Below are 25,248 nucleotides of genomic sequence, written 5' to 3'. Positions count from 1 at the left end.
TCCCGCAGATCTACTACGCCCACGAACGCGAGGTCTTCGCCCGCGGCGGCATGTGGCTGACCGCCGGCGAGTGGGGCGGCCCCAAGGACGCCGAGCGCGTCGAGAAGCGGCAGGTCCGCTACCGCACGGTCGGCGACATGTCCTGCACCGGCGCCGTCGACTCCGACGCCGACACCATCGAGAAGGTGATCGCCGAGATCGCCGCCTCCCGGCTGACCGAACGCGGCGCCACCCGCGCCGACGACAAGATGTCCGAGGCCGCGATGGAAGACCGCAAGCGCGAGGGGTACTTCTAGACATGAGCACCAGCACTGAGATCCTCTCGGAGACCACCCTGCTGCGGTTCGCCACCGCCGGGTCGGTCGACGACGGCAAGTCCACCCTCGTCGGACGGTTGCTGCACGACTCCAAGTCGGTGCTGACCGACCAGCTGGAGGCCGTGGAGCGGGTGTCGGCGTCCCGCGGCCAGGAGGCCCCCGATCTGGCGCTGCTGACCGACGGCCTGCGGGCCGAGCGGGAACAGGGCATCACCATCGACGTGGCCTACCGGTACTTCGCCACGTCCAGGCGGCGGTTCATCCTCGCCGACACCCCCGGGCACGTGCAGTACACCCGCAACATGGTCACCGGCGCCTCCACCGCCGAGCTGACGGTGATCCTCGTCGACGCCCGCAACGGCGTCGTCGAACAGACCCGCCGGCACGCCGCCATCGCCGCGCTGCTGCGCGTCCCGCACGCCGTCCTCGCCGTCAACAAGATGGACCTGGTCGACTACCAGGAGCCGGTGTTCGCCGCCATCGCCGAGGAGTTCACGGCGTACGCGACCGAGCTGGGCGTCCCCGAGGTCACCGCGATCCCGATCTCGGCGCTGGTCGGGGACAACGTGGTGGAGCCGTCCGCGCACATGGACTGGTACGGCGGCCCGACCGTCCTGGAGCACCTGGAGACCGTGCCGGTCAGCCACGACCTGGCGCACTGCCACGCCCGGCTGCCGGTGCAGTACGTGATCCGGCCGCAGACCGCCGACCACCCCGACTACCGGGGCTACGCCGGTCAGATCGCCGCCGGCACCTTCCGCACCGGCGACTCGGTGACCGTGCTGCCGTCCGGCCGGACCACGAAGGTCAGCGGCATCGACCTGCTCGGCGAGCGGGTCGACGTGGCGTGGACGCCGCAGTCCGTGACGCTGCTCCTCGAGGACGACATCGACGTCTCGCGCGGCGACCTGATCGTGCCCACCCAGGACGCGCCGGCCACCACCCAGGACGTCGAGGCGACCGTCTGCCACGTCGCCGACGCGCCGCTGACCGTCGGCCACCGGGTGCTGCTCAAGCACGGCACGCGCACGGTGAAGGCGATCGTCAAGGACATCCCGGCCCGGCTCACCCTCGACGACCTGTCCCTGCACCCGCACCCGGGACAGCTCGTCGCCAACGACATCGGCCGGGTGAAGATCCGTACCGCCGAGCCGCTGCCCGCCGACTCCTACGCCGACTCGCGGCGCACCGGATCGTTCATCCTGATCGACCCGACCGACGGGACGACGCTCACGGCCGGCATGGTCGGCGAGTCCTTCGCGTCCCCGGAGCCGGTGGTGGCGACGGCGGACGACGACGGGTGGGATTTCTGAGCATGTCCGCCGCCGCCGTCCGCCGCGCCCTGCCGGTGCTCGCCGTCCTGCCGCTGCTCGCCCTGACCGCCTGCGGCTACGGGTCGCGGGCCAAGGCCGACGACACCGTCAAGGCGGTGCCGGGGGCGGCACGGACCGACGGTCTGGACTCGGTGCGGATCGGCTACTTCGGCAACGTCACCCACGCCACCGCGCTGGTCGGCAACCGCAAGGGGTTCTTCCAGCAGGCGCTGGGCGGCACCGAGGCGAAGTACGCGGTGTTCAACGCGGGCCCGTCCGAGATCGAGGCGCTCAACGCCGGGTCGATCGACATCGGCTGGATCGGGCCGTCCCCGGCGGTCAACGGCTATGTCCGGTCCGGCGGCGAGAACCTGCGGATCGTCGGCGGGTCGGCGTCCGGCGGGGTGAAGCTGGTGGTGAACCCCGGGAAGATCAAGTCGGTACGGGATGTCGCGGGCAAGCGGATCGCCACCCCGCAGCTCGGCAACACCCAGGACGTGGCGTTCCTGCACTGGGCCGCCGAGCAGGGCTGGCGGGTCGACGCGCAGAGCGGCAAGGGTGACGTGACGGTCGTCCGCAGCGACAACAAGGTCACCCCGGACGCCTTCCGCACCGGGTCGGTGGACGGCGCCTGGGTGCCGGAGCCGACCGCGTCGCGGCTGGTCGCCGAGGGCGGGAAGGTGCTGGTCGACGAGGCCGGCCTGTGGCCGGAGCAGAAGTTCGTGACCACCAACATCGTCGTGCGCCAGGAGTTCCTGGCGGAGCACCCCGAGGCGGTCGAGACGGTGCTGAAGGCGTCGGTGGCGACCAACCGGTGGATCGAGGCGCACCCCGAGGCGGCCAAGGCCGCGGCCAACGAGCAGTTGCGGGCCGACTCGGGCGCCGCGCTGCCGGCCGACGTCCTCGACCCGGCCTGGGAGTCGCTGACGGTGACCGACGACCCGCTGGCCGCCACCCTCGCCGCCCAGTCCCGGCACGCGGCCGCGGCGGGGCTGCTGGACGACCCCGACCTCGACGGCATCTACGACCTGACCCTGCTCGACAAGGTCCTCGAAGCGGAGGGCGAGCCCGCGGTCGACGACGCCGGGCTCGGCGTCCGGTAGCACCCGCTCCTTCCATCATCCTCAGGAGGTGACGACCATGGCCACGACCTTCGCCAAGGCCGCCGACGGCACCGACGCCGCCACCCGGGCCGCCCGGATCGAGCACGTCTCGAAGTCCTTCGCGGGCCCGGCCGGGCCGCAGCTGGTCCTGGACGACGTCAGCCTCGACGTCGCGCCCGGCGAGTTCGTCACCCTCCTCGGCGCCTCCGGCTGCGGCAAGTCGACGCTGCTGAACCTGGTGGCGGGCCTGGACCGGCCCAGCGCCGGCACGATCGACACCGACGGGCGGCCCGCCCTGATGTTCCAGGAGCACGCCCTGTTCCCGTGGCTGACCGCGGGCAAGAACATCGAACTGGCCCTGAAGCTGCGCGGCGTACCGAAGGCCGACCGCCGGGACCGGGCCGGGGAACTGCTCGAACTGGTCCGGCTGAAGGGCGCGTACGGCAAGCGGGTGCACGAGCTGTCCGGCGGGATGCGGCAGCGCGTCGCGATGGCCCGGGCGCTGGCCCAGGAGAGCCGGCTGCTGCTGATGGACGAGCCGTTCGCCGCGCTGGACGCCATCACCCGCGACGTCCTGCACGACGAACTGACCCGCATCTGGCGCGAGACCAGGCTCTCCGTCCTGTTCGTCACGCACAACGTGCGCGAGGCCGTCCGGCTGGCCGAGCGGGTGGTACTGCTGTCCTCCCGGCCGGGCCGGGTCGCCCGCGAGTGGACGGTGGACCTTCCGCACCCGCGCCGCATCGAGGACGCCGCGGTGGCGGAACTGTCCGTCGAGATCACCGAAGAGCTGCGGGGAGAGATCCGTCGTCATGGCCAGCACTGAAACCCGGGCGCCGGCCGCGGACCCGGACGGTCTGGCCGGCCTGGAGGCGGGCCTCGACGCGCTGGAGACCAGCGAGCGGGGCCGTACGTCCGTCCGGCACACCCTCATCCAGAAGGTGCTGCCGCCCCTCGTCGCCGTGCTGCTGGTGCTGGCCGGGTGGCAGGCGCTGGTCTCCTTCGAGATCGTCGACGACCCGACCAAGCTGCCCGCGCCCGCCGACGTGTGGCGCGTGCTGCACGACGCCTGGCTCGAAGGCACCCTGCTCGGCTACATCTGGACCAGCGTCTCGCGCGGACTGTCCGGCTTCCTGCTCGCCCTGGTGATCGGCACGCCGCTGGGGCTGCTGGTGGCCCGGGTCAGGTTCGTCCGGGCGGCGCTCGGCCCGATCCTGTCCGGCCTCCAGTCGCTGCCGTCGGTGGCGTGGGTGCCGCCGGCCGTGATCTGGCTGGGCCTGAACAACTCGATGATGTACGCCGTGATCCTGCTCGGCGCGGTCCCGTCCATCGCCAACGGGCTGGTGTCCGGCGTCGACCAGGTGCCGCCGCTGTACCTGCGCGCCGGGCGCACGCTGGGCGCGACCGGGCTGAAGGGCACCTGGCACATCACACTGCCGGCCGCGCTGCCCGGCTATGTGGCCGGGCTGAAGCAGGGGTGGGCGTTCTCCTGGCGCTCGCTGATGGCCGCCGAGATCATCGCCTCCTTCCCCGACCTGGGCGTGGGGCTCGGGCAGTTGCTGGAGAACGGCCGCAACGCCAGTGACATGGCGATGGTGTTCGAGGCCATTCTGCTGATCCTGGTCGTCGGCATCGCGGTCGACCTGCTGGTCTTCAGCCCGCTGGAGCGGTGGGTGCTGCGCAGCCGCGGTCTGCTGGTGAGGAGCTGAACGCCGTCATGTCCGCACCGGTCCTGCTCGTCATCGCCCACGGCAGCCGCGATCCGCGGCACGCCGCGACCGTGCACGCCCTGGTCCGCCGGGTCCGGGCGCTGCGCCCGGACGTCCGGGTGGAGACCGGGTTCCTGGACTTCAACGTGCCGTCGGTGCCGGGGGTGCTGGAGTCGCTGGCGACCGAGGGCGTCCGGGACGTCGTGGCGCTGCCGCTGCTGCTGACCCGCGCCTTCCACGCCAAGGCCGACATCCCGGCGGTCCTCGCGGCCGCGCCGCCCCGGCTGCGGATCAGGCAGGCCGAGGTGCTGGGCCCGTCCCCGCTGCTGCTGCGCGCGCTGGAGCGGCGGCTGACCGAGGCGGGTCTCACCCCCGCCGACAAGTCCTCGACCGGGGTCGTACTGGCCTCGGCGGGGTCCACCGACCCGGAGGCGATCGCAGTGATCGCTGACATCGCGCGGGAGTGGCGGCACACCGGTTGGTGCGCCGTGCGGCCTGCGTTCGCCTCCGCGTCCCTGCCGCGCACCGAGGACGCGGTGCGGGAGCTGCGGGCGGCGGGGTGCGCGCGGATCGCCGTGGCCCCCTATGTACTGGCCCCCGGCCGGCTGCCCGACCGGATCGCGCGCGGCGCGGCCGGCGCCGACGTCCTCGCGGACGTGCTCGGCCCGGCGCCGGAGGTGGCCCGGCTGCTGGTGGAACGGTACGAGGCGGCCCGGGTCCCGGCCGCGCTGCGGGTGGCTGTGGGGGCGTGACGCCGGGTGACTCGTCCCGGAGCGGGTCCGCCGGGGCTGGTCGGGGTGCCGGGCGAGCCGGGTCTCGACGCGCTGGAGGACGGCGGTCACCGCGGCGACCGCGCCGGGACCGCGTCGGGCCGCGCGGCGGCGCTGCCCGTTCTGACGGACCAGCAGGTCACGGCGTCCTGACCGGTCGGCCCGGTGGTCGGGGCCGGCCGGGCGCGCCCCGGATGCGCGGGTTGCGGGCGCGGCGTGCGCGGGTTCCGGGAAACCCTTCCCTCCCCGGTCGTCGATCTGCTGGGATGGTCTTTTGGCGAACGAGCGCGGGGGGCACGGCACAGGTGGTGGCAGGTCGGATATTCGGACATCATCTGGGGCTGCCCGGTGCGCTGTCGGGGCTGCCGTCGAGTCCGCTCGTCCCCGGCTACGCCGAACTGGCCGCAGCCCAGCACGCGGCCGGTGCCCGGCACGCGGCCGAGATCCTGTTGCCGTCCGGCGGCGGACTGCGGGTCCTGGACGGTCTTGAGGTGCCGTCCGGTCCGCGCGGCCGCAGACGGGTGGACGGCGCGCTGCTCGACCAGGTGGCCGGTGGCGCCGGTCCGGCCGCGGAGCTGGCGCGGCTGCTGGCCGCGGTGCACCGGCGGGACCCGCGGGCGCTGCGCCGGGTCGTGCTCTACCAGTTGATCGGCCTGGTGCAGGACCGTCCGCCGGACCAGTGGCAGCAGGTCGTCGCCGAACTGGGCATCCATCCCGGCGAGGCGGCGGGGCTGCTGGCGGCGGCCCGGCTGCGGCCGGTGCTCGACCCGGGGCAGCGGGCCGCCGCCGAGGCGCTCGCCGACGCCTGGGCGGAACGCCGGCTGCACCGCGCCCGGGGCCTGCTGGAACGGCTGCCGCAGAGCGACGACCCGGAACTGCGGGCGCTGCGCGCGGAGCTGGCCGGCCGGCTGGCCACCTTGGAGACGGCGCTGGAGACGGCCCGGCACGCGGCGCGGCGCGGGGCCGCCGCGGCGGCCACGGAGCAGTACCTGCGGGCGCTGGGCGAGGCCGCGGACGACCGGCGGGCGCTGCACGGACTGGTCCGCACACACCGGCCGGAACCCGGCCGGCCCGCCGCGCTGCGGGCCGAACTCGCCCTGGACGGCGTGGCGCTGGCCTGGGACGCGGACGGTGCCGAGTCCTGGCGGCTGCTGTGTCTGCTGCGGGACGAGCGGGGCGGCACCGGGCACCGGGAGGTCCCGGCCCTGACCGGCACCGCCCGGGACACCGCCGTCGTCCCCGGCGGCACGGTCCGCTACGCCGCGCTGCCGCTGCGCGACGGCCAGGTGTCCGGCCCCCCGCTGGTGTCGCACCGGCTGCCGGTCACCCCGGAGGTCGGCACGCCGGACCTCGCGGACGGACCGGGGCGGGTGACCTGCGGGTGGACCTGTCCGCCCGGCACCACCAGCGTGACCGTGGAGCACCGGGGTCCGGAGAGCGCGACCGAGCGGCTGGACGCCGACGCCGACGGGTTCACCGCGACCGGACTGGCCGTCGGCACCCACGCGTTCCGGGTCAGCTGCCACTACCGGGCCCCCGACGGCACCCCGGTCGCCTCGCCGGGCCGGCTGCTCACCCGTACCGTGCATCCCTGGCCGGAGCCGGTCGGCACGCTCAGCGCGGAACCCGACGGCGACGTGCTGCGGTTCACCTGGACGGGGGCGCGGGACGCCGACGTCCGGCTGGTGGAGTGGCCCGGCGCCGCGCCGGCCGCCGGCACCGAACTGCGCACGGACGAACTGCCGGCCCGGCTGGACGGCCTCGGCGACCCGGCGGGCACCGGCCCGGCGGACGACGCCGGCCCCTCGCCCCGTCCGGCCGGCAACCCCACCAGGACCGTCCGTCCCCGCCGTGGCGGGCAGCTGCGGATCGCCGCCGTGGCCGTGCGCGGCGAACGCGCCCTGGCCGGGCCCGCGGTGGGGGTCGAGGCGCCGGCGCCCGTCACCGCGCTCGCCGCCCGCCGGCTGCCGGCCGGGGAGGCCGCCGTCACCCTGGAGTGGCCGGCGGGCACCGGCCAGGTCACCGTCGCCTGGGAGCCGCTGCCGGGGCCGGAGGTCACCGCCGCCGGCGAGGGCGGCGAGCGGACCGTCACCGCGCACGCCTACCGGCGCGGCGGCCTGCGGCTCCCGGTCGGCCCGCACGCCGTACGGGTCCGCGCCTCGGTCGCCCCCCAGGTGCCGGGCGCGGTCCTGCTGCCCGCCGAGCCCGCCGAGGTGCTGCTCGCCGCGGACACCGCCATCGGGTACCAACTGGTGCGCGCCCCGCGCCGGTTCCGCTCCCGCGGTCGCCGCCGGCCGCTGCTGCGGGTCACCCTGCTGGGTCCGGACCCGGCCGGCGCGGACCTGCCCGAGTTCGTGTGCGTGGTGCGCGGCGGCACGCTGCGCCCCCGGCACGCGAGCGACGGCGCCACCGTGCTGCGGGTGGCCGGCAGCGACCTGACCCGGCACGGCGGCACGGTCGAGCAGGAGCTGCCGGCCGCGCCCTTCCCCGCCCCCTACACACTGCGCGGCTTCCTGCTCGGCGAGCACGCCACGGCCGTACGCCTCGAAGAACCCTCCCCCGCGACCCTGGTGGTGCGCTGAGCCCATGACGACCGTCACCTGCCCCTACTGCTTCACCCGCGCCTCGGCGGGCCGGCTGCCCTACCGCTGCCAGATGATGCCGAGCGGCGTCAAGGGCGCGCCGTGCGGTCCCGTGCGCGACGACGTCTGGGCCGGGTTCACCGGGCCGGCCGCGCCCCCGGCGGCCCGGATGCGCGGCCCGGTCTTCGACCCGCCGCGCAGCGTGGGCCGGGTCCTGGGCAACTCGGCGGGCAGTGTGCCCTGTCCGAAGTGCGGGGTCGGCACCCCGGTCCGGGTCTGCGGGACCTGCCACAACGACCTGCCGAGCGACTACTGCGACCAGGACAGCCGCATCATCGCGCTGGTCGGCGCGAAGGCGTCGGGCAAGAGCACGTACGTCTCCGTGCTGGTCAACGAACTGAACCAGCGCGTCGGTCAGGCGTACCACGCCTCGCTCGCGGCGATGGGCGCCAGCACCCAGCGGCGGGACAAGGAGATGGCCGAGGACCTCTACGAGCGGCTGCGGCTGCCGGACGCCACCCGCCCGGCGGCGCTCGGCTTCAGCGACCCGCTGCTGTACCGGCTGAGCCTGCCCCGGCGCGGCCGGCCCGGCGGCGGCACCCGGCACACCACGCTGGTCTTCTTCGACGCGGCGGGCGAGGACCTCGCGGACGCCGAGGCGATGGACCGCTACACCCGCTACCTCAGCGCCGCCGACGGCATCATCATGCTGGTCGATCCGCTGCAACTGGGCTCGGTACGGGACCGGCTGCCGGTGCACGACGGGCCGCCGCTGCCGGCCGTGGAGGCCCCGCCGGAGCAGATCGCCGCCGACCTGGCGACCCAGCTGCGCGCGCACGGGCGGCGCGGGGCGCGCGGCCGGGTCAGTACGCCGATCGCGGTGGCCGTCACCAAGACGGACATGCTCGGGGCGCTGCTCGATCCGCACTCGCCGCTGCTGGGCAACGCCCCGCATCAGGACGGGGTCTACGACGACGTGGACCGGCTCGCCGTGCACGAGGAGATGCGGTCGCTGCTGGCGGACTGGGACACGGGGACGCTGATGCGGCGCCTTGAGCTGGACTTCGCCGAGGTGTCGCTGTTCGGGCTGTCGGCGCTGGGCGCGCCGCCGCCGGCCGACGCCCCGGCGGACGCCCCGAAGTCGGGGCCGCAGCCGGTCCGGGTGGAGGACCCGCTGCTGTGGCTGCTGAGCCGGCAGGGGCTGCTGCGGGTGCGCGGCGCCGGGAAGGGGCGGGACAAGTGAGCCTCGCCCAGCTGCACTACACCTCCGCGCCGCCCGGACCGGACGGTTCCGGGTTCCGGTTCACCGCGATCAGTGACGGCGTACCGCAGGGGCTGCTGCGGGAGGCCGAGCAGCTCATCGGGTACGAGCCGCCGCGCGACCTGCCGGCCCGGCCGGACGCCGCGCAGCTCAGCCGGTTCCCGAAGGCGCTGGGCTGCCACGAACTGTCCGACGGCGGGCGGCTGCTGAGCCGTACCGTCTACACGGGCGCGGACTACAGCGGACGCTGGGGCAACTTCCACGCGCACGCCCTGTATCTGCCGCCGGGGGCGCGGCTGCCGGACGGGGCGCTGCCCATCACGGCGTGGGAGTCGCCGCGCTGGGCCGACGCCACGCCCGCCGACCGGCGGCCCGCCGCGCTGGACCGGCTGGAGCCGTCCGGGCTGCTGCGCCGGGACGGCCTGGTCGCCTTCGCCGCGTCCCGGGCGGAGTGGCTGGCGGCGTTCTTCGCCGACCTCAGGGTGCTCGCCGAGGAGCCCGACGCCTGCCAGCTGGTGCTGGTGGAGCACGACAGCGCGGCGGTGGCCCAGTGGATCGCGCTGGCCTGCGCGGTGCTGCCCCGGGAGGTGGCGCACCGGCTGACGTTCACGACGTACACCCGCCGTCCGCAGCAGGCCCGGCAGCAGATCGTCGGTGCGCTGCCGTCGTCGGAGCCGTGTCCGCCGGGGCCCCGGCTGCACGACTGCACCGGCCGGGCGGCCGGCGGAGCGGTGCCGGACGCCTGGGCGGACACCTGTGCGCGGGTGTGGTGCGCGGGGCGTCCGGAGCTGTTCCGGGACGCCTCGCTGGATCTCGGGTACCTCGCGGCGGCGGCGCTGACCGCCGGGGTGGCGCTGCGTTCCGACGCCCGGGCCGCCGCCGCCCACTGGGCCGCCGAACGGGTCGGGACGCTGCCCGAGCCGGTCCTGACGGCGCTGATCGGCGTGCTGAGCGCGGCCACGGTCACGTCCGCGGCCACGGGCGCGGGCACGGCGGAGACCGGTGGCGAACGGGCCGCCGTGGCCGCGCTCCTGGAGCGGGTCGAGGGGCGGCTGCCGACCGCCGTGACGGCGCCGCTGGCCGGGCGGGTGCTGACCTCGGCGGTGCTCGGCGGCGGGCCGGTGCCCGCGCTGCGCGCCGGGTCGCTGACGCCGGTGGTCCGGGACGGGCTGGCCCGGACGCTGGCCGCGCCGCTGCGGTCCGGCATCGCGGACGTCCGCGAGCCCGCCACCGGCCGTCCGCTGCTCCTGCTGGGCACCGCCGACCTGCTCGACGTCGACTGCCAGGACCTGCTGCCGGAGCTGGCGGGGCGGCTGTCCCGGGTGCTGGTGGCGGCGCCGGACGGCACGGCGACTCCCGGCGGGGAAGAACTCCCGCCCGCCCTCCTCGCCGCCGTCGAGGGGCATCCCGCCCTGCGCATCGCCCTGTTCGGCGCCCTGGACGCGCTGGCCGCCGCCGAACCGGCCGCCGTCGCCCGGCGGCTCGCGGGGTCGCGGCTGCCCATCGGACTGCATCCGGGCTTCCCGCACCTGCGGATGTGCGTACTGGCGCCCGGCGGCACCGGGCCGGACCGCGCCGACCGGCTCGCCCGCTTCCACGGCGTCGTGCGGGCCGCCGGCGTCTCGCCGCACGCCGACCCGGCCGTACTGCGCACCGCCCTGGCCCTGGTGTGGCCGGGCGAGCTGCCGACCAGCCAGGAGGCCAGCCTGCTGCTGAACGAGCTGGGCTCCGACATCCACCGCGCGGCCGGCACCCGCGACGTCCTGGTCGACGCCGCGCTCGCCGCGCCCCCCGACGACGTGGACGTCCCCGTCCTCGCCGCCGACCTGCTGCGCTGCTTCCCGGCCGAACTGCGCCCCGGGCAGCGGGCCGCGCTGCTCCTGCTGGAGTTCACCGGCCTGCTCGGCACCGGGGGCGAGGGCGAGGAGTGGGTCGGCCGGGCGCTCGGGCTGCGCGCCGGGGCCGCCGAGCCGGTCCCGGACACCGTCACCGAGCGGGTCTTCGCCGCGCTGGCCCGGCGGCTGGTCGACGGCCCGGCACCGGACAGCGAGCTGTACGGGCTGGCCCGGTCCGGCGAGGCCCGGCTGCTGGCCGCCTACGAGCGGGCGGGACACGCCGAGCGGGTACGGGACCGGCTGCGCGGCTCACCGGAGTACGCCGCCGCCTGCTTCTGCGCCTGGAGCGCCTGCCCCGGCGTCCATCCGGCCTGGGACGAGACCCGTACCGCCCTGCTGGCCAAGGTGCTGCGCCCGGTGGTGCGGGCGCTGTCCGCCGAGGATCTGGCCGGCGTCGAGGACACCCTCGACCGGGCGGGCGGCGGCCGGCTGGACGCGTTCCGCGCCTGGAACCGGCCCGGCGCCCTGGGCCGCCTCACCGGCCGCTTCGCCGGCCGCGCCCGCCGGTCCGAGCGCCCGCCGGTGCGGCACGGCGACGTGGAACCGCCGGCCCCGGAACGACACCCGTGACGCGCGGCGACGGGCAGGTGCCCGGTGCGGGAGGCCAGCCATGACCGCCGACCTCGCCCCGCTGCTCGTCCTCGGCTGCTGGACCGCCCTGGTCGCCGTCGGTGTGTGCGCCGGCCGGGCGGGGTGGGAGCTGACCGGGGCCGGGCTGGGCACCGTGTGGCGGCGGCTCGGACCGTGGCGGGCCGGGGACGGCGACGGGCGGCTCGCGCCGCCCGGAGACGGCGAGCCCGCGCACCTCGCCTACTACTGGCGGCAGATGTGGGTGGACGCGGCCACCGCCGCCGCGCGCGGTCCGCGCACCGTCTGGCGGGACCTGGCCGACCGGTGGCTGCGGCGGACCGCCCGCCACCTGTTCACCGGGCGGCGACCGGACGGCCGCCGGGTGGACATCCCGGTCAACCGGTTCCTGCTGGCGGTGTTCGTCGCCCCCGGCACCGCGGCCGGCGCGGCCCTCGGTGCCGTCCTCGCCTGCGCCGCCCTGACCGCCGTACTCACCGTGTTCGCGCTGCTGCTCGGGCTGGTGTGGCTGGGCTGGGCGGCGGCCGTACCGGCGCTGCGCGCCCTGGAGCGCGGCCGGCGGCTGCTGCGCGGTGTGCGCGTGAAGTGCCCGCACCCCGGCTGCTACCGGCCCGTGCCGCTGGCCCTGCACCACTGCCCGAACTGCCGCGCCGAGCACCGCGCGCTGCGCCCCGGCCGGTACGGCGCGCTGTGGCACGTCTGCGGCTGCGGGCACCGGCTGCCCGCCACCCGGCTCGCGGGCGGCGGCGCGCTCACCGCGCACTGCCCGTACTGCGAGCGGTGGCTGCCCGCGGCCGCCGGCACCACCCGCGTCGTGCACGCGCCGCTGATCGGCGGCACCTCCTCCGGCAAGACCATGCTGATGACGGCGATGACGGAGGGACTCCAGGCGTGGGCGCGGCAGGGCGGGCTGTCGGTGGAGTACGCCTCGGACGACGACCGGCGGGCGGCCGGCGATCTGGCCCAGGAGGTCCGCCGCACCGGCTGGGCGCACGCGACGACCGGCGGGCAGCCGCGCGCCCTGATGCTGCTGGTGCGCCGGGGCCGGCGGCGCCGGCTGCTGTATCTGTACGACCCGATGGGCGAGTCGGTGAGCGAGGCCGAACGGGTGCGCGGTGAGGGGTATTTGGCGCACGCGGACGGGGTGGTGCTGGTCGCCGACGTGCTGGCGGCGCCCGAGGTGCGCCGCCGGCTCTCGCCCGAGGACGCCCGCCGGGTGACGGACGCCCGCCCCGCGGCGCAGGGGCCCTGGGAGACGTACCAGCGGCTGACCGGGGAGCTGGCGGCGCTGACCGGGCGGCGGGCGCGGCTGCCGGTGGCCGCGGTGGTCACCAAGCGGGACGTCGTCGAGCGGCTCGGCTCGCTGCCGGTGCCCGGGGCGCGGATCGACGACTGGCTGACCGAGATCGGCCTCGGCGCCCTGGTGCGCGCCCTCGGGCACGACTTCCGGTCGGCGCGCTACTGGACGGTGAGCGCCCACGCGGCCACCTGCGCCGGCCCGCTGGAGAGCGAACAGCTCCGGGCGGCCGAACCGGTGCTGTGGCTGCTCGCCGCCTCGGGGCTGCGGACCGGCGCCGCGGTGCGGCGGACGGGCCCGAAGGCATGACCGGGGCCCGGGTGACGCCGGCCGTCGGCCGCGGCCGGCGGCTGGTGGCGACGCTGTTCATCGTCTCCCTGGCGGTGGCACCGGTGGCGGTGGCGGCGCTGCTGTGGTGGCTGCTGTGACCGATCCGCACTCCCCTTACCCGACTGACAGACCCGACTGACAGACCCGACTGACAGAAAGGCGACGACCACGTGAGCGACATCCCCGGCGGGCCGATGGCGAACCGGCCGGTCCACTTCATCTGGCTGCTCGACTGCTCGTACTCGATGCAGGGCGACAAGATCGCCAAGCTGAACTACGCGATCCGCGAGGCGCTGCCCGAGATGCGGGCGGTGGCCGACGACAACCCGGCGGCGCAGTTGCTGCTGCGCACCATCACCTTCTCCACCACGGCCCAGTGGCTGCACCAGGCGCCGGTGCCGGTGGACGACTTCACCTGGCAGGACGTCGAGGTGGACGGCATGACCAACCTGGGCGAGGCGCTGTCCCTGGCCGCCCGGGAGCTCCAGACCCCGCCGATGCCGCAGCGCGCGCTGAAGCCGGTGCTGGCGCTGGTGTCGGACGGGGTGCCCACCGACGACTGGCGGGCCGGCCTCGCGGCGGTCGACGCGACGCCCTGGGGCCGCAAGGCGGTCCGGATCGCCATCGCGATCGGCCAGGACGCCGACAAGGGCGTACTCCAGGAGTTCATCGGCAACCCGGAGTTCAAGCCGCTGGAGGCGCACAACGGCAAGCAGCTCGCCGCGGCCATCCGGTGGGCGTCCACCGCGGCGGTGAAGGCCGCCTCGCAGCCGATGGCGGCAGCGGAGGATCCGACGGTCAAGCAGCCGTTCGCCCCGCCGGTCCTGGACGACGACGATGACGACGACGTGTGGTGACGCTCCGGGTACGGCCTTGGGAGACCCTCGGCGAGAGCGTCCGGGGCGTCGGCAAGCGGTGCAATCAGGACTGGTACGTGTGCCAGGGCGCGGGCAGCGCGGCGGACCCGCTGGTGCTGGCGGTGGCGGACGGGCACGGGTCGCCCGCGTACGCCCGCAGTGAGCTGGGCGCGCGGTTCGCCGTGGACCGCTTCACGGTGCTGGCGGCCGAGTTCGGCCGGGCGGCCCGCGACTGCCACGACGCCGGCCGGCTGGCCCGGCTGATGACGTACGCCCGGGACGACTTCCCGCGCGCCCTGGTGCGGGAGTGGCGGGCGGCGGCGCTCGGGCACTGGGACCGGCACCGCCCGGTCACCGACGGCGCCGGGCCGCAGCCGGGGGCCGACGAGAAGCTGCGGCTGTACGGCAGCACGCTGATCGGCGCGGTGCTGACGCCGTGGCTGCTGGTGGCCTGGCAGCTCGGGGACGGTGATCTGGCGGTGGTGGCGCACGACGGGGCGCTGGAGCGGCCGTTGGCGCCGGCCGAGGAGGCGCTCGGGGACGAGACGGACTCACTGTGCGCGCCGCGCGCCTGGCGGCAGGTGCGGATGCACTGGGCGCCGGTGTTCGAACAGGCCCGGCTGCCGCGTCTGGTGCTGCTGTCGACGGACGGGCTGTCCAAGAGCTTCGCGGCGGCCGACGGGTACGCGGCGTTCGTCGCGGACCTCCGCGACCGGCTGGCCGCCGACGGCGGCGGCGCGGGCGTACGGGACCTGCTGCCGCAGTGGCTGGCGCAGGCCGCGCGGCACTCGGGCGACGACACCACCCTCACGGCGGCGCTGCGGCCCCCGGACCCAGAAGCCGAACAACCATGCGAACGAAAGACGGAGAGCTGAGAGATGAGCGGCATGCTGGACGGCGGCACGCGGCTGGCCACGGAGCACGGGGACGAGGTCGAGATCCTCGGCCTGCTGGGGGCCGGCGGACAGGGCGAGGTGTACCGGGTCGCGACCTGGACCGGGGAGAAGGCCCTGAAGTGGTACTACCCGACGTCGGCCACACCGCAGCAGGAGGCGATCGTCCGGGACCTGGTGCACCGGGACTTCCACGACGACCGGTTCCTGTGGCCCGAGGCCCATGTGGGGCCGTACGGCGGTTCCTTCGGCTATCTGATGGCGCTGCGCCCCGAGCGGTTCAAGGGGCTGCCCGAGCTGTTCCGCCGCCGGCTGCGCACCAACACCCGGGCGCTGCTGCGGGCCTGTCTGTACACGGTGGAGGCGTACCAGGCGCTGCACATGCGGGGCGTCGCCTACCGGGACATCTCCTGGGGCAACATCTTCTTCGATCCGGCCACCGGTGAGGTGCTGGTCTGCGACAACGACAACGCGGTGGTGGAGGGCGACGTCAGCGGCATCTCCGGCACCATGAAGTTCATGGCCCCGGAACTGGTGCGCGGCGATCCGGGGGCGCACCCCGGCACCCAGTCCGACCTGCACTCGCTGGCCGTGCTGCTGTTCATGCTGCTGATGAACCACCACCCCTTCGAGGGCCGCCGGGAGCTGGGCATCCACTGCCTGGACGACGCGGCGGAACGCAAGCTGTACGGCCGTGACCCGCTGTTCCTGTTCGACCCGGCCGACGACTCCAACGCGCCCGACCCGATGGAGCACACCACCGTGCTGGCCACCTGGGAGGCGACGGCGGAGCGGCTGCGGGAGCTGTTCCGCCGGGTCTTCACCACCGGGCTGCGCGATCCGGCGACGCGGGTGCGCGAGTCGGAGTGGCGGGACGCGCTGCGCGCGGTGCTGGACGCGGTGGTGGAGTGCGCGGCCTGCGGGCGGCAGAACATGACGGAGCCGGGCGCGAATCCGCCGCCCCGGGCCTGCTGGGGGTGCGGGGCGCAGGTGGTGCTGCCGCCCCGCCTGGAGGTGACCACGCCGCCGCCGCGCGCCGGGCACCACATCCGGCTGGGCCGGACGGCCCGGGTGCAGGCGCACCATCTGCTGCCGGAGCCGGAGCGGCACGACTGCTCGGACGCCGCGCTCGTCGCGGAGCTGGTGGAACACCCGGCCAGGCCGGGCCGGTTCGGCATCGCCAACCGGTCCGAGCGGACCTGGACCGGCACCCGCTCCGACGGCACCCTCCAGCGGATCGGCCCCGGCCAGACGGTCCCGCTGCGGGCCGGCCTGGAACTGGACCTCGGGGAGGGGGCACGGGCGGTGGTGCACGCGAAGTGACGGGCCGTCGAGTGCCGGGCCGCCGCACCGCTCACAGACCCAGCGCGCGCCCCAGTTCCTGAGCCAGCGCCAGGCTGCCGCTGCCCGCCGCGACGCCGATGCCGATGGTCTCCAGCGCGGCCCGGATGCGGCCCCGGTCGGCGGCCCGGCCGTCCCGTCCGGCGCGTACCAGCTCGCCCTGGATGACCTCCGCGTCGGCCGCCAGCGCCGGATGCTCTCCGCGCAGCCGCTCGACCAGCCGGTCGGCGAGCGCCAGTACGGCGGCCGGGTCCGTGCCGTTGTTGATCTCAATCCGGCCGTGGTCGCCGAAGTTGGCCGGGCCGCTGACGCCGCCGTGGAAGTTGTACGTGCTCATGGGGTGGGTCCTCCCTGGCCCTGGGCCGCCGCCGGACCGCCGGGGCCCTGCGGCCCGGGCGGTCCGTTGACGGTGATCTGGCCGCCGGTGCCGATGTTGCTGGGTCCGGTGATGTCACCGGAGATGTGGTACGTCTGCGTGCTGATGACCTGCCGCGCCCGGTCGAAGGAGCTGGTGTCGACGTGGTGGTCCTTCAGGAACCGCTCGGTGGCCACCAGCACGCCCTGCTGGAGCCGGAAGAGGTAGTCCTGCGCGTCGATCCGCTCGGCGTACCCGGCCTGCGCCCAGTCGCCGAGCCGGGCCCGCACGCTGCCGTCGGCGCCGTGGTCGACCAGCAGGTGCTGGTCGGTTATCTCCCGCCGCCGCCTGGCCAGCGCCCGCGCGTCCTGCCGGGCCCGGCGCCGGCGGGCGCGCCGCCGTCCCGGCGCCCCGCGCAGGTCGGGCCAGAGGCGCGAGGTGGCGTACCCGACCAGGCTCCACCACCGGTCGAACGGGGCCACCGGCAGCCGGTCCACCCGGTCGAAGCGCCCGTCGAGCGGCGGGATGACGTAGGCGGCCACCTCCCAGGTGAGGTGCGGCCGGTGCAGGATCGCCCGCAGATACATGCTGACGACCACCCGGCCGCCCTCGCCGACCCGTTCCAGGCACAGGTGGGTGCGCATGCCCGCGCCAGGGGTGAGCAGGCCGGCCTGCACGAGCTGTTTGGGAAGCTGGGCGCGCGGGCGGGCGGTGCGGTCGGGGACCAGTTCGGGCAGCAGGTGGGCGTGGCTGCCGATGACGTAGAGCCGGTTCCTGGCCCGCAGGCCCGCCAGGCCGGCGATGGACTCCATCTCCCGGGCCACGTAGGTGTGCAGGTCGACGGCGTCGAAGGGGCGCAGCGGGAGGGTGCCGCCGCCGGGTGCCTCGGCCGGCCGGCTGACGTCGACGGGCTGCCAGACCACTTCCTTGATCTTTGTGCCGCTGCCGACGAAGGGGGTGGTCAGGGCCGCCGCGTCGGCGTAGGGCAGCGCGTTGGCCCGCTTGAGTTCGTGCAGCCACGCCTCGGCCTCGGGCCGCACCGGCGGGGCGAGTGCCTCGGCCTTCCCGGTGCCCAGGAACACCGCGCGGGCCGCGTCGCGGGCCTGGGACTCCGCGCGGTGGATCAGCCACCAGGAGGCGCCGAGGACGGCGAGCGGCCCGTAGATCCCGACCACGGCGACCGAGCCGAGCCCGGCGGCCAGTCCCCACCCGGCGGTCAGCAGCGCGGCCCCCAGGGCGGCGGCGAGCCAGGTGAGCTGCCGGTCCAGCGTGTCGCGGCGGACGACGGCGGCGCGGGCGTGCCGGGCGAGGGCGACGAAGTTGATGCCGAGGGTGAGGCCGGGCGAGGTCAGCCGGTCCCCGGTGAGTTCCCGGTCGGCCCAGCGGGCGAACTGCTCGTCGAGGTGGACGGCGGCGCACAGCCGCCGGGTGACCCCGTCCTTGCGGTACTGCGGCAGCGCCGGCAGTGTCCTTGCCCCCACGGTGACATGCCCTTCCCCCGTACTGCGGTCCACCTTAGCCAGCGGCTCCGGGCGCCGTCAGCTCCACCAGCTTCACGACCGTGTTCCAGTTGCGGGTGGTGGCGACGACGCCTTTGGTGACGCGCGGCCGGGACAGCAGCTCGGCGAGTTTGGAGCGGCCGAGGCCGTTGGGCGCGTAGAGGTAGAGGGCCCGGTCGCCGAGCCGGAACTCCTCGGGCAGACAGGCCGCCTGGTCGATGTGAGCGAAGCGCCCGGCGTCGACCGGCGCGGAGAAGTAGGTGACGTGCAGTTGCCTGGGCGCGAGCTCGGCGGCCGGGAACGGGCACGCGTCGACGACGGCCCGCAGATAGGCGTGGTCGCGCACGATGACGTCCACCGCGAACCCGAACCGCCGCTCGATCGCCGCCGCCAGCCCGGCCGCCAGGGACTCCTCGTCGCCGGACCCGGCGCTGAACACGGCCTGCCCGCTCTGGAGGTGGGTGCGCACCTCGCCGTACCCGAGCTCTTCGAGCAGCGCCCGCAGGTCCGCCATCGGGACCTTCCTGCTGCCGCCCACGTTGATCCCGCGCAGCAGCGCCGCGTACGTCGTCGTCATGCGCCCACGATAGGGCGGGCCGCTGACATCCGGCCGTACGGCGGCCGTCGTGCCCCGTGGGGTCGGGCACGACGGCCGCGAATCCGGGCGACACCCCCTCCCCCGGCCCCTACCCCTTGCGCGCGGCGGCCAGTTCCGCCTCGATCAGGTCGGCCGCCCGCCGGGTACCGCCCTCCTCGGCCATCTCCGCCTGGATGCCCGCCAGCCGTCGGGCCACCTCCGGGTCGTCGACCAGGGCGAGCGCGGCCGCGCGCAGCGCCTCGGCGGTCGCCTCCTCGGTCAGCAGCTTCCGGGCGACGCCGAGCCCCTGGAGCAGGTCCGCGTTCCCGAACTGGTCCACGGCCTGCGGTACGGCGATCATCGGGGTGGCCATGGCCAGCCCCTCCTGGCTGCCGCCCGCGCCGGCGTGGGTGACGAAGAGGTCCGCCTGCCGGAGGATCGCCAGCTGTGGAACCCAGGACCGCACCTCCACGTTCCCCGGTACGTCGCCCAGCTCGGCCGGGTCGACGTGCCGGCCCACCTGGAGCACCAGGTGCCAGCCCGGCAGCTCGCCGAACGCCCGTACGCACTCCCGGTAGAAGGCCGGCTGCTTGGTGAAGGACGAGCCGAGCGAGACCAGCACGACCTTCTCGGCACCGGCCGGCCGCTCCCACCTCCCCTCGGCGCTCCGGTCCCCCTGGCAGGCGCCGACGAACGTGTACGTCGACTCGTCGACCCGGTCGGCGTTCGGCTGGAGCGCCTTGGGGATCAGCACCAGGGAGCGGTCGGGGCGGCCGACGAACGGGTCCGGGTGCCGGGTGATCCCGTTCGCCGCGAGCCAGCCGCTGAACCGGGCGTAGTACGCCTGTCCGCGCTCGGTCTTCAGCGGCTCCTCCCACATCGGCTCCGCGACCTCCTGCTCGTAGCCCTCCCAGGCGACCAGGTTCGGGGAGAGGGAGATCGCCGGTACGCCCCAGCGGTGGGCCAGGACCCGGGCCGGGTAGGAGGTGATGTCGTGCAGGACGAGGTCCGGCTCGTCGCCCTCGTACGCCGCGACGAGCTGCGGCAGCGCCTGGATCGCGTCGGCCAGGAACGGCTCCACGTTGTCCAGCAGGGTGCTGCCCCAGGCGGCCGGGTCGGCGTCGGGGCCGGGCAGCGTGCTGTTCCAGAGCTTCGGCTCGGCGCCGGTCTCGGCGACCTTCGCGGCGAACGCGGGCGGGATGGCGTACGTCACCCGGTGGCCCCGGGCGACGAGTTCCCGGATCACCTCCAGGCTGGGGTTCACATGGCCGTGTGCGGCGACGGAGAACATGGCGAGATGGGCGCGACTGGTCATGCGCCCGACAGTAGGCGAGACGAGACGTCTCGTACAACTCATTTCTGTCACGGTGCCAGTTCCTCGTACAGCCGCAGCCAGCGCTCCGGCGCCACCTCGCCGACCAGCACGCCCGGGTCCAGGCGCGCGGCGCGGAAGGCCGCGTCCACCCGGCGCCCGGGGTGCGCGCGCCGCAGGGAGGCGTGCAGACAGCCACCGACACCGGAGAAGCCCAGTTCGACCAGGCACCGCCAGCCGGGATACGCGCGGGCGTCGAGCAGCGGGGCGGGCCGGCGTTCGATCCGGACGATTCCGGCGTCGACCCGCGGCGCGGGCCGGAACCCGTACCGGCTCACCCGCCCCACCAGGCGCCACTGGTGCCGCGGCCAGGTCATGACCGTCAGCAGCGTCCAGCGGCCGTAGTCGCCGGTGCGTTTGCGGGCGTACTCCAGTTGGGTGAGCAGGGTGGCGTCGGTGAGGGCGGGTGCGGTGAGGCACCAGTCGACGATGGCCGAGGTGCGCGAGAAGGGCACGTTGCCGGCGACCGAGAACGGCGTGCCCGGGGCGCGCGCGGCCAGGAAGTCGCCGCCGACGACGCGGACGTGCGGCGCGCGGACGAAACGGGCGCGCAGGGCCGTAACCAGCCGGGGGTCGATCTCGTAGGCGGTCAGCTCCCGGCAGCGACGAGCGAGCGGTTCGGTCAACGCGCCCTTGCCCGCGCCGACTTCGAGGACGAGGGGTGCGGTGCGGGGGTCCGGGACGGCGAGCCGCTGGGCGGCGGCGGGATCGGCGAGGAAGTTCTGCGAGAGCGCGCGGGCACGCGAAGAGGGGCGGGCCATGGCCTGCGGTCCTTGTCTTCCGTGAAAGGGCGGGAAGGGCAGCCGAAGGCCCTGACCGGAAGACGAGGCGAGAAAGCGCTACAGAGCTACGAGCTACGAGCTACGAGCTACGAGCTACAGGGATATAGCGCTACAGGGATACGGGCACGCGGCCCGAACCGGTCAGGGCACCGAGGCCGGCCCGCATCCGAATGGAGTACGTGCAGCCCCGGCCGAGACCGGAGTCAAAAATCGCGTTGAACGCTGCCACGGGAGTGACGTTAGGGGGCGTCGGCTTCGCGGGCAACGGATTTCTTTCACCACGCGCGCCCGCATCCGTACCCGCAGCGGAGGACTCACCGCTGATACCGGGCCAGCACCAGGTTCCCGTCCTTCTCCAACCGCTGCCGCAGTTCCCCCGCCCCGATGGCCCCGCTGTAGTACTCCTGGAACGCGGGCGTGGCCACCTTGTCCTTCCACTCGGCGTAGCCCCGCACCGACTGGGCCGGCGCCGGCCGCAGATGGCCGGCGAGCGCCGTGCCGACGGCCCAGCCGTCCCGCTCCGTGCGCAGCGCGGAACTCCGCAGGGCCGCGGTCCCCGTGGGCAGCATCCAGTCCCCGAGCGCGAGCCGCACCATGTTCGCCGGCCGGAGCAGGAAGTCGAGGAAGGCTGCCGCCGCCGCCTTGTGCGGGCTGTCCGCCGCGATGGACAGCGTCTGCGGACTGACCCCCTGGGTGAGCCCGTCGGCCCCGGCCGGCGCGGGCAGCACCCGCCACTCGAACCCCTCGGGTGCCTGCTGCGCCATCTGCTGCCGGTAGGAGAACCCGAGCGGCACCATCGCGTACTTGCCGCCGAAGAACCCGGGCAGGGTGTCGGAACCGCCGCTGCCCAGCGTCGTCGGCGAGGCGCTGCGGTCGGTGCCGACCTGGTCGCGGATGGTGCGCGGCACCACCTCGTCGCCCGCCTCGACGCGGACGGTGACCTTGCCGTCCGCCCCTCGGTGGAAAAGCCGGCCGCCCGCCGACAGCGACAGGTTGAGCGAGGCCGACACGGGCTCCTTGAGCGGCCAGGCCACCCCGTACCGCCCCGGTCCGCTCAGCCGCTTGGTCACCTGCCGGAACTCCGCCCAGCTCCACGGCCGTTCGACCGTCGGTATCCGCACGCCCGACTCGTCCAGCAGCTTCGCGTTGGCGATCAGCACCCGTGGCTCCTGGAGGAACGGCACTCCGTAGGTCCCGTCGCCGAAGGTGACCGTCTGCCAGCTGCTCGCCGGAATGTCCGCGCGCAGCCGCGCGGGCAGCAGGTCGCCGAGGTCGGCCAGGTAGCCGCCGTAGGCGAAGTCGGCGAGGTCGTCGGAGGCGTCGTGGATGACGTCCGGCGCCTCGCCGCCCTCGAAGGAGGTGAGCAACTGGTCGTGCACGCTGTCCCAGCTGCCCTGGACGTACTCGACGTGGATGTCCGGATGCGCGGCGTTCCACTCCGCGACCAGGTCCTTGGTGGCGGCCACGGACTCCTGCTGCCAGGCCAGCGACTGGAAGCGGAGGGTGATCCGGCCGTCATCGTGCCCTCCGCCACCGGTGCAGCCCGCGAGCAGCAGGAACAGCACGGCGGTCAGGGTCACGATCCTCATGCGCGTCGTCCGTGTCGTCGTCGTCCGCATCAGCTCTTCACCGCCCCGGCGAGCATGCCGCCCGTGATCCGTCGCTGGATGAGGGCGAACACCACCAGCGAGGGCAGTGTCGCCAGGAAGGCCGCCGCCGCGAGCGGGCCGAGGTCGGCCACGCCCTCGGCGCCGAGGAAGTGGGTGAGCACCACGGGCAGCGTCTGTTTCTCCGGGGTTTTCAACAGCACCAGCGCGAAGAAGAACTCGTTCCAGGCGGTGATGAACGCGAACAGCGCCGTCGCCACGATCCCCGGCGCCAGCAGCGGCGCGGTCACCGACACCAGGGTGCGCAGCCGCCCGGCCCCGTCGACCGCCGCCGCCTCCTCCAGTTCGGCCGGCACGGCGCGCACGTATCCGGCCAGCATCCACAGGGCGAACGGCAGCGACCACACCACGTACACCAGCACCAGCCCCGGCACCGAGTCGATCAGCCGCAGGTTCTTCAGCACCAGGAACAGCGGGATGATCAGCAGGACGAACGGAAACGCCTGGCTGACCACCACCCAGCCGGTGGCCGCCCTGGTGAGCCAGGAGCGGCGCCGGGCCATGACGTACGCCATCGGTGTCGCGATCACCACGGCGATCAGCGCGGCGCCGAGCGCGGCCAGCAGGGAGTTGAGCCCGGCGCGCAGCAGCGGCTGTTCGTCGAAGGCCTGCCGGAAGTTGGCGAGGGTGGGGTCGTGCGGGAGCCAGGTGGGGTGCAGGCTCGCCAGCTCGCGCGGTGGCTTGAAGGCGGTGGAGACGAGCCAGAGGAACGGGAAGGCGAGGAAGATCAAGTAGGCCAGCAGCGCGGTGTACTGACCCGCGCGGGCCCGGGTCGAGGTCCTCAACGCTCGTCACCTCCCTTGAGCCGGCCGGCGAGGAAGACGGCCAGCAGGACCGATATCACGGCGACCATCACGCAGCCCATCGCCGCCGCGTAGCCGAACTGCCCGTAGCGGAACGCCTCTTCGTAGGCGAAGAGCATCGGCAGCCGGGTGCGTCCGCCGGGGCCGCCGCCGGTGAGCACGTAGACCAGGGCGAAGGAGTTGAAGTTCCAGATGAGATTGAGCGCGGTGACGGCGAGGGCGACCGGTCTCAGGGCCGGCCAGGTCACCGCGCGAAACCGGCGCCAGGCGCCCGCGCCGTCCACCGCGGCGGCCTCGTGCAGTTCGCGCGGGGTGTTCTGGAGCCCGGCGAGCAGGGTGACCGTGGTCTGCGGCAGGCCGGCCCAGACGCCGACCACGATGACGGCGGGCAGCGCGGTCCCGAGGCCGCTGAGCCAGTCCCGGCCGTCGCCCAGGCCGAGGTCGCGCAGGGTTTCGTTGAGGATGCCGGCGTCCGTGTTGTAGACCAGGCGCCACATTATGCCGACGACCACCTCGGGCATCGCCCAGGGGATGATGGCAAGGGCGCGGGCCAGCCAGCGCAGCTTCAGGTCCTGGCAGAGCAGCAGGGCCAGGCCGAGGGCGAGCAGGAACTGCGGCACGGTCACGCCGACGGCCCACAGCAGGCCGATGCGGAACGACTCCCAGAACAGCGTGTCGTGCAGCAGGTCCTGGAAGTTCAGGGTGCCGATCCACTCGGTGGGCTCGGTGCGGCCCGACTGGGCGTCGGTGAAGGCCAGCAGGACGCCGTAGCACAGCGGGCCGACGCTGAGCACCAGGATGGGGATCAGGGCGGGCAGCACCAGGAACCAGGCACCGGGCCCGGCGGCGCGGCGCGCCGGCCCCCTGGCCGCTTCGGCCGTCTTCGACACCGGATCAGCTCCTTTGTGCACCTTTGCACGACACGGACGGGCCTGACTGGTGATGGTCATGGTCATGAAGCCGGCACGCCCCGTCAAGGGACCTCGCACCCCGCCCCGACCTGTGTGAATGCGACACTGGGTCGGGATTCGGAGCACGGAGGCGAACGATGGACGAGGCACGGGCGCGGGAGGTACTGGGCGCGGCGGACGTGCTGCCGCCCGGTTCGGCGGCACACGCGCGGCTGCTCTCGCTGGGCGAGAACGCCGTGTTCGCCGCCGACGGCCTGGTGGTCAAGGTGGGCCGCGACGCCGGGCTGCTGGACCGGGCGCGCCGGGAGCTGGCCGTCGCCCTGTGGCTGGCCGGGGCCGGGGTGCCGGCGGTCCGGGCGGCCACGCCCGAGGCGCTGTCCGTCGAGGGCCACCCGGTGACCGTGTGGCACCGGCTGCCCGATCCGGTGCGGCCGGCCGAACCCCGGGACCTGGCTCCGCTGCTGCGGGTCGTGCACGCACTGCCCGTTCCCTCCTTCGGACTGCCGCCGCGCGAACTGCTGGGCGGGGTGGAGCGCTGGCTGCGGCTGGCGGGCAGCGCGATCGACCCGGCCGACGCGGAGTTCCTGCGGGCCCGCCGCGACGGCTTCGCGACGGCCGCCGCGGCCCTGGTCCCGCATCTGCCGCCGGGCCCGATCCACGGCGACGCGCTGCCGCGCAACGTGCACGTCGGCCCGGACGGTCCGGTCCTGGTCGATCTGGAGACCTTCGCCGGCGACCTGCGCGAGCACGACCTGGTGGTGCTCGCCCTCAGCCGCGACCGCTACGGTCTGCCCGCCCAGGCGTACGACGCGTTCACCGCCGCCTACGGCTGGGACGTGCGCGGCTGGGACGGCTGCGCGGTGCTGCGCGGGGCCCGGGAGACGGCCAGCTGCGCCTGGGTGGCCCAGCACGCGCCGAGCAACCCGAAGGCACTGGCCGAGTTCGAGCGCCGGGTGGCGTCGCTGCGGGACGGCGATCCGACGGTGCGGTGGTATCCGTTCTGAGACCTCAGCCGGGTCCGTCCTG

The 25,248-nt window shown here is 75.0% G+C and carries 22 protein-coding genes and 2 pseudogenes; 16 read left to right on the top strand and 8 right to left on the bottom strand.

Annotation, left to right across the window (positions count from 1 at the left end; genetic code table 11):
* The 15 genes and pseudogenes from AB0G32_RS35040 to AB0G32_RS34970 form a co-directional block, all read left to right on the top strand.
* Positions 1-296, top strand: a pseudogene (locus AB0G32_RS35040) (sulfate adenylyltransferase small subunit); the annotation flags it as partial.
* A gap of 2 nt (positions 297-298) precedes the next feature.
* The gene (locus tag AB0G32_RS35035) at positions 299-1,630 is read left to right on the top strand and encodes a GTP-binding protein (RefSeq protein ID WP_361173019.1); all 1,332 of its coding nucleotides are present in this window, start codon (positions 299-301) and stop codon (positions 1,628-1,630) included.
* 2 nt (positions 1,631-1,632) lie between these two features.
* The gene (locus AB0G32_RS35030) at positions 1,633-2,733 is read left to right on the top strand and encodes an aliphatic sulfonate ABC transporter substrate-binding protein (RefSeq protein WP_361173017.1); all 1,101 of its coding nucleotides are present in this window, start codon (positions 1,633-1,635) and stop codon (positions 2,731-2,733) included.
* Between the two features lie 37 nt (positions 2,734-2,770).
* Entirely contained in the window at positions 2,771-3,559 is a 789-nt protein-coding gene (locus AB0G32_RS35025) for an ABC transporter ATP-binding protein (RefSeq protein ID WP_361173013.1), read from the top strand.
* Positions 3,546-4,442: an ABC transporter permease gene (locus AB0G32_RS35020; protein ID WP_361173010.1), complete on the top strand. Its 897-nt coding sequence runs from the start codon at positions 3,546-3,548 to the stop codon at positions 4,440-4,442. The genes AB0G32_RS35025 and AB0G32_RS35020 overlap by 14 nt, the downstream gene beginning before the upstream one ends.
* Before the next feature lie 8 nt (positions 4,443-4,450).
* Positions 4,451-5,194 (top strand): sirohydrochlorin chelatase, encoded by a 744-nt coding sequence (locus AB0G32_RS35015; protein ID WP_361173007.1) that lies wholly within the window; start codon positions 4,451-4,453, stop codon positions 5,192-5,194.
* A gap of 6 nt (positions 5,195-5,200) precedes the next feature.
* A complete protein-coding gene (locus tag AB0G32_RS35010; RefSeq protein WP_361173004.1) occupies positions 5,201-5,365 on the top strand; it encodes a hypothetical protein in 165 nt (54 codons plus the stop codon).
* Positions 5,366-5,520: 155 nt separating this feature from the next.
* The gene (locus AB0G32_RS35005) at positions 5,521-7,794 is read left to right on the top strand and encodes a hypothetical protein (RefSeq protein ID WP_361173001.1); all 2,274 of its coding nucleotides are present in this window, start codon (positions 5,521-5,523) and stop codon (positions 7,792-7,794) included.
* A gap of 4 nt (positions 7,795-7,798) precedes the next feature.
* The gene (locus tag AB0G32_RS35000) at positions 7,799-9,037 is read left to right on the top strand and encodes a hypothetical protein (protein WP_361172998.1); all 1,239 of its coding nucleotides are present in this window, start codon (positions 7,799-7,801) and stop codon (positions 9,035-9,037) included.
* Complete coding sequence (locus AB0G32_RS34995) at positions 9,034-11,520, top strand: GTPase-associated protein 1-related protein (RefSeq protein ID WP_361172995.1); 2,487 nt, start codon at positions 9,034-9,036, stop codon at positions 11,518-11,520. Before AB0G32_RS35000 ends, AB0G32_RS34995 begins: the two co-directional genes overlap by 4 nt.
* A 40-nt stretch (positions 11,521-11,560) precedes the next feature.
* Complete coding sequence (locus tag AB0G32_RS34990; RefSeq protein ID WP_361172992.1) at positions 11,561-13,144, top strand: hypothetical protein; 1,584 nt, start codon at positions 11,561-11,563, stop codon at positions 13,142-13,144.
* Positions 13,141-13,263 carry a hypothetical protein gene (locus AB0G32_RS34985; protein WP_361172989.1) on the top strand — a complete coding sequence of 41 codons (123 nt, stop codon included), beginning with the start codon at positions 13,141-13,143 and terminating at the stop codon, positions 13,261-13,263. Before AB0G32_RS34990 ends, AB0G32_RS34985 begins: the two co-directional genes overlap by 4 nt.
* A gap of 96 nt (positions 13,264-13,359) precedes the next feature.
* Complete coding sequence (locus tag AB0G32_RS34980; protein ID WP_361173025.1) at positions 13,360-14,022, top strand: tellurium resistance protein; 663 nt, start codon at positions 13,360-13,362, stop codon at positions 14,020-14,022.
* Complete coding sequence (locus AB0G32_RS34975) at positions 14,016-14,897, top strand: protein phosphatase 2C domain-containing protein (RefSeq protein WP_361172986.1); 882 nt, start codon at positions 14,016-14,018, stop codon at positions 14,895-14,897. The genes AB0G32_RS34980 and AB0G32_RS34975 overlap by 7 nt, the downstream gene beginning before the upstream one ends.
* A 3-nt stretch (positions 14,898-14,900) precedes the next feature.
* Positions 14,901-16,238, top strand: coding sequence for a protein kinase (locus AB0G32_RS34970; protein ID WP_361172983.1), 1,338 nt, complete (start codon positions 14,901-14,903; stop codon positions 16,236-16,238).
* A gap of 31 nt (positions 16,239-16,269) precedes the next feature.
* Here AB0G32_RS34970 and AB0G32_RS34965 read toward each other — a convergent pair whose 3' ends face one another.
* The 8 genes and pseudogenes from AB0G32_RS34965 to AB0G32_RS34930 all read right to left on the bottom strand — a co-directional run bounded on the left by AB0G32_RS34965 (position 16,270) and on the right by AB0G32_RS34930 (position 24,261).
* Entirely contained in the window at positions 16,270-16,593 is a 324-nt protein-coding gene (locus AB0G32_RS34965; protein WP_361172980.1) for a hypothetical protein, read from the bottom strand.
* Complete coding sequence (locus AB0G32_RS34960; protein WP_361172977.1) at positions 16,590-18,092, bottom strand: hypothetical protein; 1,503 nt, start codon at positions 18,090-18,092, stop codon at positions 16,590-16,592. The genes AB0G32_RS34965 and AB0G32_RS34960 overlap by 4 nt, the downstream gene beginning before the upstream one ends.
* Positions 18,093-18,126: 34 nt before the next feature.
* Positions 18,127-18,687, bottom strand: a complete 561-nt coding sequence (locus tag AB0G32_RS34955; protein ID WP_361172974.1) for a DUF1697 domain-containing protein — start codon at positions 18,685-18,687, stop codon at positions 18,127-18,129.
* Positions 18,688-18,796: 109 nt separating this feature from the next.
* Positions 18,797-20,039 (bottom strand): annotated as a pseudogene (mgt, locus tag AB0G32_RS34950) (macrolide-inactivating glycosyltransferase).
* A gap of 10 nt (positions 20,040-20,049) precedes the next feature.
* The gene (erm(O), locus tag AB0G32_RS34945) at positions 20,050-20,820 is read right to left on the bottom strand and encodes a 23S rRNA (adenine(2058)-N(6))-methyltransferase Erm(O) (RefSeq protein ID WP_361172971.1); all 771 of its coding nucleotides are present in this window, start codon (positions 20,818-20,820) and stop codon (positions 20,050-20,052) included.
* Between the two features lie 335 nt (positions 20,821-21,155).
* Entirely contained in the window at positions 21,156-22,430 is a 1,275-nt protein-coding gene (locus tag AB0G32_RS34940) for a sugar ABC transporter substrate-binding protein (RefSeq protein WP_361172968.1), read from the bottom strand.
* 29 nt (positions 22,431-22,459) lie between these two features.
* A complete protein-coding gene (locus tag AB0G32_RS34935) occupies positions 22,460-23,293 on the bottom strand; it encodes a carbohydrate ABC transporter permease (protein WP_361172964.1) in 834 nt (277 codons plus the stop codon).
* Positions 23,290-24,261 (bottom strand): sugar ABC transporter permease, encoded by a 972-nt coding sequence (locus AB0G32_RS34930; RefSeq protein WP_361172956.1) that lies wholly within the window; start codon positions 24,259-24,261, stop codon positions 23,290-23,292. Before AB0G32_RS34930 ends, AB0G32_RS34935 begins: the two co-directional genes overlap by 4 nt.
* 98 nt (positions 24,262-24,359) lie before the next feature.
* Here AB0G32_RS34930 and AB0G32_RS34925 point away from each other — a divergent pair, with 98 nt between their 5' ends.
* Entirely contained in the window at positions 24,360-25,226 is an 867-nt protein-coding gene (locus AB0G32_RS34925) for an aminoglycoside phosphotransferase family protein (RefSeq protein ID WP_361172953.1), read from the top strand.
* Positions 25,227-25,248: the final 22 nt, after the last annotated feature.

The organism is Streptomyces sp. NPDC023723 (assembly GCF_040639815.1).
Classification (GTDB): Bacteria; Actinomycetota; Actinomycetes; order Streptomycetales; family Streptomycetaceae; genus Streptomyces.
This window is presented reverse-complemented; position numbering and strand designations above follow the sequence as displayed.

What these genes read in the sequence shown, in the direction of transcription:
- AB0G32_RS34965 (WP_361172980.1), bottom strand. Translation starts at nt 16,593, where the DNA reads ATGAGCACGTACAACTTCCACGGCGGCGTCAGCGGCCCGGCCAACTTC.
- AB0G32_RS34985 (WP_361172989.1), top strand. Translation starts at nt 13,141, where the DNA reads ATGACCGGGGCCCGGGTGACGCCGGCCGTCGGCCGCGGCCGGCGGCTG.
- AB0G32_RS35030 (WP_361173017.1), top strand. Translation starts at nt 1,633, where the DNA reads ATGTCCGCCGCCGCCGTCCGCCGCGCCCTGCCGGTGCTCGCCGTCCTG.
- AB0G32_RS35025 (WP_361173013.1), top strand. Translation starts at nt 2,771, where the DNA reads ATGGCCACGACCTTCGCCAAGGCCGCCGACGGCACCGACGCCGCCACC.
- AB0G32_RS34955 (WP_361172974.1), bottom strand. Translation starts at nt 18,687, where the DNA reads ATGACGACGACGTACGCGGCGCTGCTGCGCGGGATCAACGTGGGCGGC.
- AB0G32_RS34980 (WP_361173025.1), top strand. Translation starts at nt 13,360, where the DNA reads ATGGCGAACCGGCCGGTCCACTTCATCTGGCTGCTCGACTGCTCGTAC.
- AB0G32_RS34970 (WP_361172983.1), top strand. Translation starts at nt 14,901, where the DNA reads ATGAGCGGCATGCTGGACGGCGGCACGCGGCTGGCCACGGAGCACGGG.
- AB0G32_RS34940 (WP_361172968.1), bottom strand. Translation starts at nt 22,430, where the DNA reads ATGAGGATCGTGACCCTGACCGCCGTGCTGTTCCTGCTGCTCGCGGGC.
- AB0G32_RS35020 (WP_361173010.1), top strand. Translation starts at nt 3,546, where the DNA reads ATGGCCAGCACTGAAACCCGGGCGCCGGCCGCGGACCCGGACGGTCTG.
- AB0G32_RS35035 (WP_361173019.1), top strand. Translation starts at nt 299, where the DNA reads ATGAGCACCAGCACTGAGATCCTCTCGGAGACCACCCTGCTGCGGTTC.
- AB0G32_RS34990 (WP_361172992.1), top strand. Translation starts at nt 11,561, where the DNA reads ATGACCGCCGACCTCGCCCCGCTGCTCGTCCTCGGCTGCTGGACCGCC.
- AB0G32_RS34930 (WP_361172956.1), bottom strand. Translation starts at nt 24,261, where the DNA reads ATGACCATCACCAGTCAGGCCCGTCCGTGTCGTGCAAAGGTGCACAAA.
- AB0G32_RS34925 (WP_361172953.1), top strand. Translation starts at nt 24,360, where the DNA reads ATGGACGAGGCACGGGCGCGGGAGGTACTGGGCGCGGCGGACGTGCTG.
- AB0G32_RS35015 (WP_361173007.1), top strand. Translation starts at nt 4,451, where the DNA reads ATGTCCGCACCGGTCCTGCTCGTCATCGCCCACGGCAGCCGCGATCCG.
- AB0G32_RS35000 (WP_361172998.1), top strand. Translation starts at nt 7,799, where the DNA reads ATGACGACCGTCACCTGCCCCTACTGCTTCACCCGCGCCTCGGCGGGC.